We start from the raw sequence: 11,924 nt of genomic DNA, 5'->3' as shown, positions 1-11,924 counted from the left end.
GTTGTTGATGTCGTCGAGGGCCGACCCACTCGACAGTTCCACAGGCTTCAGGCCGGCCACGCTGTTCCAGCTCGGCGCAGTCCCACCGGTCTGATACGTGTTCAACGGGGATACGCAACTGAGAGCGGTGCTCCCCGACGTCGAATAGTCCGACTGGTTGTATCCGATCTCGTAATAGGGAAACGAGCGCATCTGCTCGATCGCCGCCACGGCAAGACCATTGGCGGTGCTTCGGTAGCTCGTCGCGGCAGCGGCTTTCAGCTGCCCGTAGAAGGCCGGAGCGAGCGCCAACATCACGATGGCGAAGATCATCAAGGCGATCAACATCTCGACGAGGGTGAAGCCTTCGTCGCGTTCGTGCTGAAGAGCCTTGCCCACTCCGGAGTTATCGGAGGAAAGGCGGCGCCGCTTGAGGAACGTCGCGTTTAGTGGACTTCTACCGGCAAGACCGGATTCCTCCACTGCCTCGGAGGACACTGGCTGCCTTCCGCCTAGATCAGTCGCGCCCGAGCGCCATCGGTCCAGATACTGGTGCCCACCGGCTGGTAGACCCGGAGGTGGACGTCGCTGTGATGTAGTTCCTTCACCCATATCACCCAGGCGGCCGCGACGATCACCGACGCGAGTACCAAGAGCGCCGTCACTCGCTTCCACAGAGGCCGAGGGCTGCGTGACGCGTCGATCATGCTCGCCTCCTGAAGTCAGGGCGTAGGCTGGCCGGCGTAGAAGATGCGGGCCGAGATGGTGGCCGAGGACCCCTTGCCAGTGGTCACCGACACTCTGTCGACCACGACCGTCCGGGGCAGCCCCGCAAGGGCGGCCAGGAAGGCCTTCACTTGCCCCGCAGTTCCCTGTACTCCCAGGCTCAGGGTCACGTAGGGGGCTCCCGAAGATTGGGTCTTCGAACCCGAACCGGCTGCGCCGACGGGCAGTGACGGCCCTACCGTCGCAAGAACAACACCGCTGGAGACCGCCGCTTGGTGAAGAAGATTGAGGGCCTGGTCGATTTGCGGGTTGTCGGGTACGGCGGTCGCGAGTTGTGCGAAACGCGCCTTATCGGCCGGGATTTGCTTCACGAGGGCTTGGAGCTGACCGACCTGAGAATTCAGCTGGCTTATGTGTTGCTCGACTGCGGCGCGGGCTTTGTTTGCGACATGCACGTTCTTTGCCTGAGGGCTCCAAAGTGCCAAATACCAGATTACGATCAGGACGAGCGCTGCAGCGCCGGCCATGAAGGGCACCCGCCTGTTCGCCGTAATCATGGCTGAACCGCCTTTGCTCGATCGCTGTGCGCGTTGGTCGTCAGATTGCTATTCGAGGTGAAGGTGACACTCCCACCGTTGGAGGTGGTCGTAATACCCGACACCCAGGTTCCTTGCAGCGAATGGTCGCCGTGCAGTCCATCGACCCACGCGGCGACTGCTGGGAGGCCGCCGCTCCCCGAGACACTGAAGGTCAGGGTGCCGACCCCAGACGATCCCGCAGAAGTGGCGCCGCCAGATGCGGTGCTCCGAGTGCCGCTCAACGACTGAATCGAAAGGCCCGGCGGGGTGGCAGCCTCTACCTCGTTGATCACGCGCACCCAGTCGACGTCGCCCTGCAGTGCGGCTGAGGCCAAACGAGCCCGACTGGCAACCTGGTTATGGATCGCGGTCTGAGCTTGGAGCTGGGCGACCTTTGACTGCAGTGTCGACGCCTGTTGCTGTGCCGAGTGAAGTTGTGATCTCGCCTGGTGCGCGGCAAAGGCCTCGCCGGCGCCGATAAACGCCAGTAGCGCTGCAACTCCGACGACTCCGGCACCCGCCAGCAGTGCCATACGGCGGGCCTTCTGGGCGGCGGCGACTTCCCCCGGCAGGAGGGACATGCGAGAACCGGGACGCTCGGCAGTCCAGAGCGCTAGACCGACGGCAGTCGCGGCACTGGCTCGTGCACACTGCATCGCGTTGGGATCAAGACCGATATCGCCTATGACCAGCGAGGCGAATGGATCGATTCGACGCAGCTCTATATCTAGCCCGCCGGCGAGCTGTTCGACCAGACCTTCCGTCTGGGACGCACCACCGGTAACCAGCAGGCGTTCGATGTGTGCACCCTCAGCTTGGGATACGAAGAAGTCCATGGTCGCTCGGACGTCCTCGCCGAGGTCACGCATCTCGTGGGTGATGGCCCTACGGGCTTGCACGAGCTGCGGGGAGTCGGCTGGTGCACCGCCCCGCTTGAGCGTTTCAGCCACGCCATAGTCGACGTGCATGGCATTCGCGATCCCGACGGTCAACTTAGAGCCGCCGACGCCGAGGCTACGGATGAAGCGCGGGACGCCGCCCTGGCGAACCGCCACTGTGGTGAGCTCCGCTCCTATTGCGACGAGAGCTTCCACGCCCGAATCGGGCTCGCTCTCGCCAACAACACGCATGAGGGCCAGCGGGGAGGCGTCAATGGCAACCGCCTCGAGATCTGCGGCCCTCAGCGCTGTCAGATGTCCCCGGAGCAGCTCCTTGTGGGCAGCTGCCATGAGAATACGCATCATCGGCCGGTCCGAGCCATCCACTGCTTCGTTACGGCTGATCACCTGGAAATCAAAGGAAGCGTCGTCCATGGGGATCGGAATGAGCTCTTGGGCGTCGAAGCGGAGTGCGGAGCGGAGGTCCTCGTCGTTGAGCGCAGGAACGTCAGCTTGGCGCACGATCAGCCTGTGTCCGGATACGCCGAGCACGACCTTACGCGAGGAGAATCCCCCTTCCGTCCAGAGTCGACGGAGAGCTTCCGTCACTACCCCTGGGTTCACCACCTCCCCGTCTACAACGGCTCCTGAAGGAAGGCCAATCTGCGCGTAGCGGCAAAGGCGACGCTGATTCTTGTCTATTCCTATCTCCGCCGCTCTTACCGCGGAGGAGCCGATGTCAAGACCGATGCTTGTCTCCACCGATCCTCCTACGCGCTCAGGTGCTCGCTGTTCACGAGTGAGATATCGGCGCGCTCGGCTACGGCTTTACTCTTTGGTTCTGACCTTCGTCAGTGCACCAGACGCCCCGAGTACCAGTGGATGACCGGCGCTGCAACCAAAAGGGCAACCAGGGAGCCGACGGCAAGAAACACCCCGTACGGAAGCGCCGTTCTCCGGTTGGCCCGGCCTCCGGCCATGAGGGCGATGCCCACAAACGCCCCGGTGAGGTTGGCCGCCATGAAACCGACCACTACGGTCCAGGGCCCCAACCAACCGAGAGCGAGGCCGATGAGCGCGGCGAGGCGCACGTCACCAAAACCTAGCCACGCTGGCCGTATGAAGTTGATGGCGAAGAAGAAGGCGAAGCTGGCCGCGGCACACGCCAATGCAATACCGAAACGTCCCCACTGATCTCGAGCGCCTGCCGCGACTATCAAGGCGCCGAGCACGATGCCCGACGCCGGATAGAGGATCTTCCTGGGAATGAGGTAGCGCTCCAAGTCGACAGCCGCGAGCGCCAGGAGCGCTCCGGTGAATGCGAGTTCCGCCGGCAGTGACCAACTGGCACCGAATCTCGCAGCGACGAGGCCGAAGAGAAGGCCGGTCAAGCCCTCAACGACGGGGTAACGGATCGAGATCGGAGTACCGCATTTCCGGCACCGCCCCCGAAGGATCATCCACGAAAGCAACGGGATGTTGTCTCGAGGAGCCACTGGGGTCGCGCAGGTGGGGCACGCCGAAGGCGGCGTGACGATCGACTTCCCGATCGGTACCCGGTAGATAACCACGTTCAAGAACGATCCGACAGCAAGGCCGAGGACCGTGGATACAACTACAACGAGGGGGAACAAGCTCCAGTAAACCTCTCTCGGTTGGCCGACAGAGCGCAGGCTACGCGACCGTCCTGCTGTGACTAGCGGACCGCGGCTTCGCTAGAGAAGTGACGGTTCCAGAGCGGCTTCTGGACAGCTAGTCGGCCCGTTGAAATCGTCGGGGGCGAGTTGCGACTGGCTCAACAACCGCGGATCGGACGCGGGCGTACGGGATCGGGTGGCAATCACAACCCCGGCACCGCATGCAATCAGGACTCCGAGTGCGAGGAACGGCGGCATCAGCACGGTCGTCGCCCCGGGCAACGAGTAGGCGTCGTACCCGCCCGCAGCGCAGCAGTAGGCCACGAGCGCCGACCCCCCGCCCAATGTCCACCGTCGCCGCTCCACCCCCGACGTCGCTGAAGCTACCGCCATCAGCACTGCAGCCGGTGCCAGGTAATACGACCAGAACTGGGTCTCGGATGCACCTCGGGCAAGAAGAACGGTTGCGGCCGCAGCCAGGATCGTCTGCGCGGTGGGCTTCCTCCAGACGATTATGGCTGCGACGAAGGCTGCTACTACAGCAAGGCTCCTCGAGGCCGATCCGACACGGACTACCACGGGAACGCCGCTCTGCATGATCGTCAGTTTGTGGGCAAGGCCCCACCACGGAAGGTGCTGACCGTTCCCTTGCATTGGCTGGACTATGAGGGACCGAAAGGCATCATGGAAGTCAAGTACCAGCAGCAACGCAGCGGTCAGACCCGGTAGCAGTGAAGACCAGATGAGTGCTCTAACACGCTTCCCGGCGGGCGTCGCCGCTATCAGGATCGGGATTAGCAGGCCTGCCCAGGTCTGCATCATGACAGCGAACGCCAGCAGGAGCGCAGCTCCCAGATACCGCCTGCGAAGCAGCGCAGCCAATGAAGCGCACGCTAGAGCGATGCCCGCGAGATCCTCCGGATGCCCCGCCCACACGGTCGTCGGGATCACGACAAGCAGGCCAGTCGAAGCAACGATAACCCTGCGACGGAACCGCGATGTCTGCAGCGTGTCCGCCAGGTAGTCGACTCCGAGAATCGCTGTCGATCCGGTCAGGAAGAATACAGGACCCGCGACAAGGAGCATTGAGGGGTATCGGAGTGCGTATGGGTAACCCGTGACCAAGCCAAGATGATTTCCCAGGGCGACCGCGGGAGCAAGGATGATCAGAAAGCCAGGAAGGGGAAGGAACTGCGGATTCGCGGAATAGACCGACCCGATCCCGCCCCACGAGACCCACTGCGCCGACTCGATCGTCCACTTGCCATCTCCGAGGGCCAGCCACTGGTGGTAGCCGAGGAGATCGGGAAGCGCGAATGTTGCGAAGGAACAGAGCCCAACGACCAAGACGTAAACAACTGCTGCGAAGCGCCATCCATGCCAGCGCAGCGATTGCCTATCGGTCGGGGCCGAGATCTCGGCGGTGCGGGAAAGGTACGAACGCGCCGGTGCGAGGGGCATGACGGACTATCGGCGAAATCAGCGAGGAAATTGAGGGCGGTCGTGGGTCTCGACCCCGTTTCTCGGTCGCTGAACGCGAAGGAGCCCCGCCTCAAGGGCGGGGCTCCTTTCTCTAGTTATGCCCTAGTGCTACAGGGCAAGGTTGTTGTTAGGGCTGGTTACCAGCTCTTGTAGTAGCCCGTGCCCGGGTTAGCAGAGGCGGTCCCGGTGGCGTTGATGGTCGGCGCAGTAGCGCTGATCGTCGGCACCGTCCCAGCGGCGCTGCAGGTTCCCGTGGCAACGTTGTAGGCGGTGAAGGAGTTGGCAGGGTCGTTGCTCTGAAGCACGGTGTAGCAGTTGTGGTCCTTGCCGGTGGCCTCCAGCGCCACAGCCTGGTAGTTGCCAGAGCTGTCGACGTCGCCGACGGTCACCGAGACCTCGTTGCCCGAGGCCGGTGCGCCGGTCGTCCAGGTCAGCGATCCTTCAATTCCGGCCATGCCGGTTGTGGTGGTGTCGTTGCTGAAGGTCTGGGTATTGGTCCATGCCGTCTGCTCGGCCGTGAGGGCGTTGCGCAGGTCTGACTGAGCGGCGCGGGCGTTGGCCGAGTTACGGGCGCCCAGGAAGGTGGGAATGGCAATCGCCAAGAGGATGGCGATGATCAGCACGACGACCATGAGTTCGATGAGGGTGAAGCCCTGCTCGTCGTCACGGCCGAGGCGCTGCTTGATGGATTCCAGCATTAGGTTTGCCTTTCGGTTCGGTTCATGACAGCGAGCCCTGCTATCGATCCCCTTTGCCCCACCCCGAAACTGGGCTGAGTGCTCCAGGCAGCCCGGCTGACCCTCGTCGCATCTGACGTCCGGTCCCGTGGCTTTGCGCCACCGCCTCTCGACGGCTTTGCCTTTTTCTCGAGCGCTGCTCGCCTCCACAACATCGGCGTCCAGAAAGCCGACCTGAGGGGTTTCGCGTTTTGCGCCCGAACCTGTTCAGCTGCCGGAAGCCCCCGGGACTGTGGTCGCCGTGCCTCCGGTGACCGTGGTGCTCACAGGTGGAAGCGACGTTGTGCTCGGGGGGGCAGCGCCGGCGATCGTGGTAGTGGTGGTGCTCTCCGCGCTCGGCGAACCGGCGGGATCGGTGACAGGGATCGGAGTGGTCGAACCCGGCTGCGGCTGCCAGCCTGGCGGAGGCTGAGTCTGCGACGGCACGAGCCCGGCCACCGGGACCACGGAGGGGGCGGCGGGCTTCGACGCCGTGGGCGGCAAATGGACCGGGATCGGCGTGTTCGGGTCGTGGACTCGCCCGAACCCTGCGAGATCAGACCACCAGATGGAGCTCACCCGGATCACGTCGCCGGTGTGCGGTGCGTTGATCATCAGGCCGCCGCCGATGTACATCCCGACGTGGTGGATGTCGCTGTGGCCGAAGAACACGAGGTCGCCAGGCATCAGCTGCGAGAGCGGTACGGGTACCGTCCAGGAGTCCTGGTCGGCTGCTACACGTGGAATGTCGACTCCCGCCTGGTGCCAGGCGTATTGCGTGAGGCCTGAGCAATCGAACTCATCCGGCCCGGTGCCGCCCCACAGGTAGGGCTTGCCCAGCTCAGAGAAGACCCATCCGATCGCGACGACCGTGGTGGGAAGGGGCGGCGGCAGCGGCGCAGGCGGGGTGAACTCGAGCGATGTGCCGTTGACCAGTTCCTGACCGGCCTGCCCGGCGAGGGTCGTGTGCTCCGCCAGCAACTCCGGGCCCGACTGCAGGTCCACGGCGGCCAACTCGGCTTCGAGGGACGCCTGGGCCGCGCGCTCGGCCGCGAGAGCGTCCGATGCGGCTTTGGCCTGCTGGTCCGCCTCGCGCTGCGCCGCGCTCGCCTCGGCGAGGGCCTTGGCACGTACCGACGCGTCGTAACGGCGAGTTGCGAGCAGGCCGCCTGGTGTCAGCGCCGTGTCCGCGTAGTCGGCGGCGTACGCGAGCCGATCTCCCGCTTGCGGGTTGACAGTGACGTAGGTCGGGCCCGCCGTGTACATGAAGACCACGGCCTGTTTGAGAGCACCTTTCAAGCCGGCGTAGGCGGCGCCGGCAGCTTTGGCTTGCGCCGCTGCGGCTGCTTGGCGGGCGTCTGCATCAGCGGCTGCTTGGCTCGCCTGGCGCGCTGCCACCGTAGAGGTGTCCAGAGCCCTCTGCGTGGCCGCGATCTGCGAGCGAAGTTGTGTGCTCATCCCTGCCGAGGAGCTCAACGAGATGGCCAATTGGTAGAGGCTCTGCACCGGGAAACCATCTGTGACATCCAGCGGGACCGCCGGAAGCGCGGGGACAGAGGGGAGGACCGGCGACGCCGGGGTACCGGAACCGGAAGTGGGTTGAGCGCCGGGCTGGGAACCTGAAGACGCGCCGGCTACGGCGGGGCTGACCAGTCCCGCCGCCGAAAGGATCAATACGGTTGCTACGCCAGCGCGCAGCCGCCTGCCGCTCGCCTTCAAACCCATCGGTGCAAACCCTCTCATACGTCAGAACCCAGAAAGCCCAGAACCCGCCCAATGGACTCCCAATTCATCGGCTCCGACGAGGTGGGCCTGAATGCTCGTCTCAGGTGTTTCTGATCGCGATCAACAGCTTCGAGAGGGACTCCTTGGCATCACCGAAGAGAAGCACGGTCTTCGGGTCGTAGAGAAGGGCGTTGTCGACACCGGAGAACCCGGGGCGCATGGAGCGCTTCATGAAGACGATATGGGTGGCCTGGTCGGCGTTCAAAATGGGCATGCCGAACAAGGGGCTGCCCGGGTCGTCGCGGGCAGCGGGGTTCACCACGTCATTGGCACCCACCACGAGAGCCACGTCCGCCCCGGCGAACTTTGCGTTCGCTTCGTCCAGATCGTCGAGGCTCTCGTACGGCACGTTCGCCTCGGCGAGCAGGACGTTCATGTGTCCGGGCATGCGGCCTGCGACGGGGTGGATGGCATAGGACACCTCCACTCCCCTTTTCTCCAGCTCTCGAGCCAGCTCGACGACGGTGTGCTGCGCCTGGGCGACCGCCAACCCATAGCCGGGGACGATTATTACCCTCCGCGAGAACGCCAGCAGCGGTCCGATGTCCTCATGACCCGCCGAGCGAACCGTTCGGGCACCTGCCGTTGTGCCGAGCAGCTCGGTGGAGCCGGCCGTCGTCAGACCCCCGAGGATGATGTTGGACAGCGAGCGGCCCATGGCGTCACTCATCATCTTGGTCAGAAGTGCTCCCGACGTGCCGACGAGAGTTCCCGCGACGACGAGGATCATGTTGTCGAGTGCGAACCCGTCCGCCGCTACCGCGAGGCCCGTGAGTGAGTTCAGCATCGAGATCAGCACCGGTGTGTCGGCGCCACCGACAGGCAGGCAGAGCCCGACCCCGAGCCCAACCGCCAGAACCGCGAGGAGCGCGAAGCCCGGAAGGTGCGGATCTATGATCGTCCAAGCCCCGACAGCAGCCACGGCGGTCACCACAGCGGCGTGAACCGCATGCTGGCCCGGGAACGTGATCGGGCGGCCGGTCAGGAGCTCCTGCAGCTTGGCGAAGGCGATGAAGCTGCCAGAGATCGACGCCGAGCCGATCACGAGCCCGAACACCATCTCGAGGATGTGAACCGATCCAGGGCGACCCGGCTGGGAATGCAGGAAGTCGACCGTCGACACGATCGCGGCGGCTCCACCACCTACGCCGTTGAACACGGCGACCAGCTGGGGCATGGCGGTCATGCGGACCCTGCGCGAAACAGGTGCGCCGATAACAGCGCCGATGACCATACCGATGGGGATGATCCCTCCGGGACCAGCGTGGCTGTCGGCGAGGGTCAGACCGACGGCGACCACCATTCCTCCGACGCCGATGAGATTCCCCCACCGGGCTCGCTTGGGTGAGCTGAGCGCCTTCAGAGCGACAACGAAGCAAGCGGCCGATACCAGGTAGCCCCCGACGAGGCTGTTGTTGGGGATCGTCGAGGCGATCACTTTCCGGTTTGCGATCCGCTCGTCGTCGAAGGCCGCTCGCGGCCCTTGAACATCTCCAACATCCGGTCGGTGACGACGACACCGCCGACGATGTTCAGGGTCGCCAGTATCACGGCGAACAACGACAGGAGTATCTGGAGTATCCCGTGCGCCTCGTCGGCGATGACCATCGTACCCACGAGGATCACCCCGTGAATTGCGTTACTGCCGGACATCAGGGGTGTATGAAGGATGCTCGGAACTTTGGAGATCACCTCATAACCGAGAAACGCGGCGAGCACGAACACGACGAGAATGTCCAGCCCCGTGGTGATCAAAATCGGCCTCCTTCCAGGGCGATTCTCGTGGGCTCGTGCAGGACGGCCCCATCGGCAACACAGCACATGGCGCCGACGACCTCGTCGGCTGTGTCCACGACCCATTCGCCATCGGCAAGCAGCAGTTGCGCGGCGTTGACGACGTTGCGGGAGTAGAGCGCGCTCGAGGACGTCGCCACGTGGGATGGTAGGTCGCTCGCGCCGATGATGGTGACTCCTGACCTGATGACTTCCTCCCGGTCGCGTGTCAGCTCGCAGTTCCCTCCGGAGGCCGCCGCCAGGTCGATGACTATCGAGCCGGGCCGCATCCTCTCGATCATCTCGGCCGTCACGAGCTTCGGTGCCGGTCGACCGGGCACCGCCGCCGTGGTGATCACTACGTCCGATTCGGCGACGGTTGAGGCAACCAGCTCCCGTTGCCTCTCGACGAACTCCTGCGTCTGCTCCGCCGCGTAACCACCGCTGCCTTCGGATGCCTCGATCGGGAGTTCGACGAATCTCGCGCCCAGGCTCCGGATCTCTTCCGCCGCCTCTGGACGGATGTCATATGCGCTTACAGCAGCCCCGAGACGCCTTGACGTGGCGATCGCCTGCAATCCCGCGACACCGGCACCGAGCACGAGCACGCGTGCCGGGGAGATGGTCCCCGCTGCGGTCATGAGCATCGGCATCATCCGGCCGAGCCGGTCTGCGGCCAGTACGGCCGCCTGGTAACCGGCGGCGCTCGCCTGGGAGCTCAGTGCGTCGACGCTCTGCGCACGGCTGATGCGCGGCACCAGGTCGAACGACAGCGCCGTCGCCCGCCGCTCGCGCAGGCGCGCTATGACGTCCAGGTGGGTCGCAGGAGGCAGGAACGACAGGAGTATGGACTCAGGGACGAGCCGGTCGACCACCTTGGCAGTAGGAGGTCCGATCCCGACCACCAAGCGACGCCCCGACAGGACCCGCCCGGGGTCGGCCACCTCAGCTCCGGCTTCCCGGTACTCGTGGTCGGTATGCGCAGCACCTTCGCCTGCGCCGGCGTCCACCTCGACGTGGACCCCCAGCGAAGCCAAGCGGGCCACATCCGACGGGACCAAGGCGACCCGCCGCTCGCCAGGAGCGTCTTCTCGAAGCACGACCAAGTTGCTCACCGCCGTGCATCCTGCCATGCGGTGCACCCGCGGAGGTGTACCCCTTGCGGCTAGTTGTTGTTGCCGACGAGCTTGATGATGTCGAACATCGGTAGGTAGAGGGAAATGACCATCGATCCGACGGCACCGCCGAGCACAACTATGAGGAGGGGCTCGAGTAGAGAAGTCAAGGCGTCGACCGTCCTTTCCACCTCTTGCTCATAAAAGGTGGCGACCTTACGAAGGAGGGTGTCGAGCGCGCCGGTCTCCTCACCAACGGCCATCATCTGAGTGACCATAGGCGGGAACACCGGATGATCTTCCAGCGGTCGAGTCATGGTGTCACCCTTACGGGCTCCCTCAGCGATCGCCTGCACTCCGTTTGCCACCACCACGTTGCCCACGGTTTCCGACGTGATCTCGAGTGACTCGAGCACGGGCACGCCTGATGAAAGGAGCGTCGCGAGGGTGCTGGCAAAGCGTGTCATGGCGGTCTTGCGCACTAGTCCGCCGAACACCGGGACACGCAGGAAGAGCCGATCTCGCGTTTGCCGCCCGGCCGCTGTGCGAACCCACCGCCGATAGCCGAAGACCGCTCCGATGACCGCCAGAATCACGAACGGAAACGCGTGAACGAAGATGTTGGAAACGCCCACGAGTATCCGGGTGGGCAGCGGCAGCGTGCCTTGGAGAGAGTCATACATCTTCTTGAAGATCGGCACGATGAACACAAGCATCGCCGTGAGGATGCAAAGCACCATCGCCATGACCATGCCGGGGTAAGCAAGAGCGGATCGAATCTTGCCTCGGAGTTCGACCTGCTTCTCGATGGTGGTCGCGAGCTCGTTGAGCGTGATGTCCAGGTTGCCTCCAGTCTCTCCGGCTCGAACCATTGCAACGTAGAGGCGGTTGAACTGCTTGGGATGGCGACCCATTGCCTGCGAAAGGGACGATCCTGACTGAATGTCGGACCGCAGTGCGTCGATGACAGAGGAGAAGTACTTGCTCTCCGTTTGCACCACGAGAATCGACAAGGCTCGCAAGAGTGTCAAACCAGAATTTATCATCGTCGCGAACTGGCGGCTGAAGACGGCGATGTCCTTCAGCTTCACCCGATTGGTAATGCCGGGAATGGCAATTTCCCGCTTGACGCTGGCGCCCTTCTTGTCGATTGCGATCGGCACATAACCCATCTGGCGGAGCCGGTTGGCTACGAGAGCGGTGTTGTCGGCGTCGAGGGTGCCCGAGTGCACCTTCCCCGCCTTGTCTCGGACCT

Annotated in this window: 12 protein-coding genes and 1 riboswitch; all 12 genes read right to left on the bottom strand. The window is 64.1% G+C overall.

From position 1 onward, the window contains the following. The coding region (locus VNF71_08125) for a type II secretion system protein (protein ID HVA74517.1) at positions 1 to 378 on the bottom strand (378 nt) is incomplete at its 3' end. Between the two features lie 113 nt (positions 379 to 491). Continuing rightward, positions 492 to 686, bottom strand: a complete 195-nt coding sequence (locus tag VNF71_08120) for a hypothetical protein (protein HVA74516.1) — start codon at positions 684 to 686, stop codon at positions 492 to 494. Positions 687 to 701: 15 nt separating this feature from the next. After that, positions 702 to 1,262, bottom strand: coding sequence for a type 4a pilus biogenesis protein PilO (gene pilO, locus VNF71_08115; GenBank protein ID HVA74515.1), 561 nt, complete (start codon positions 1,260 to 1,262; stop codon positions 702 to 704). Beyond that, on the bottom strand, positions 1,259 to 2,923 hold the full coding sequence (gene pilM, locus VNF71_08110) for a type IV pilus assembly protein PilM (GenBank protein HVA74514.1): 1,665 nt from the start codon (positions 2,921 to 2,923) through the stop codon (positions 1,259 to 1,261). Before pilM ends, pilO begins: the two co-directional genes overlap by 4 nt. Before the next feature lie 89 nt (positions 2,924 to 3,012). Further along, a complete protein-coding gene (locus tag VNF71_08105) occupies positions 3,013 to 3,795 on the bottom strand; it encodes a prepilin peptidase (protein ID HVA74513.1) in 783 nt (260 codons plus the stop codon). A gap of 81 nt (positions 3,796 to 3,876) precedes the next feature. Beyond that, positions 3,877 to 5,259, bottom strand: coding sequence for a hypothetical protein (locus VNF71_08100; protein ID HVA74512.1), 1,383 nt, complete (start codon positions 5,257 to 5,259; stop codon positions 3,877 to 3,879). 158 nt (positions 5,260 to 5,417) lie between these two features. Further along, positions 5,418 to 5,978: a prepilin-type N-terminal cleavage/methylation domain-containing protein gene (locus VNF71_08095; protein ID HVA74511.1), complete on the bottom strand. Its 561-nt coding sequence runs from the start codon at positions 5,976 to 5,978 to the stop codon at positions 5,418 to 5,420. An 83-nt stretch (positions 5,979 to 6,061) separates the two neighbouring features. Next, positions 6,062 to 6,150: riboswitch (cyclic di-GMP riboswitch) on the bottom strand. Between the two features lie 74 nt (positions 6,151 to 6,224). Then, the gene (locus VNF71_08090; protein HVA74510.1) at positions 6,225 to 7,721 is read right to left on the bottom strand and encodes a C40 family peptidase; all 1,497 of its coding nucleotides are present in this window, start codon (positions 7,719 to 7,721) and stop codon (positions 6,225 to 6,227) included. A 100-nt stretch (positions 7,722 to 7,821) separates the two neighbouring features. Next, entirely contained in the window at positions 7,822 to 9,219 is a 1,398-nt protein-coding gene (locus VNF71_08085; GenBank protein ID HVA74509.1) for an NAD(P)(+) transhydrogenase (Re/Si-specific) subunit beta, read from the bottom strand. Further along, positions 9,216 to 9,536, bottom strand: a complete 321-nt coding sequence (locus VNF71_08080; GenBank protein HVA74508.1) for an NAD(P) transhydrogenase subunit alpha — start codon at positions 9,534 to 9,536, stop codon at positions 9,216 to 9,218. The genes VNF71_08085 and VNF71_08080 overlap by 4 nt, the downstream gene beginning before the upstream one ends. Beyond that, complete coding sequence (locus VNF71_08075; protein ID HVA74507.1) at positions 9,533 to 10,669, bottom strand: Re/Si-specific NAD(P)(+) transhydrogenase subunit alpha; 1,137 nt, start codon at positions 10,667 to 10,669, stop codon at positions 9,533 to 9,535. The genes VNF71_08080 and VNF71_08075 overlap by 4 nt, the downstream gene beginning before the upstream one ends. 50 nt (positions 10,670 to 10,719) lie before the next feature. Then, positions 10,720 to 11,901, bottom strand: a complete 1,182-nt coding sequence (locus VNF71_08070; protein HVA74506.1) for a type II secretion system F family protein — start codon at positions 11,899 to 11,901, stop codon at positions 10,720 to 10,722. Positions 11,902 to 11,924 lie beyond the last annotated feature (23 nt).

The sequence above is a fragment of the Acidimicrobiales bacterium genome (genome assembly GCA_035533095.1).
In the GTDB taxonomy this organism is placed as follows: Bacteria; Actinomycetota; Acidimicrobiia; order Acidimicrobiales; family Palsa-688; genus DATLUM01.
This window is presented reverse-complemented; position numbering and strand designations above follow the sequence as displayed.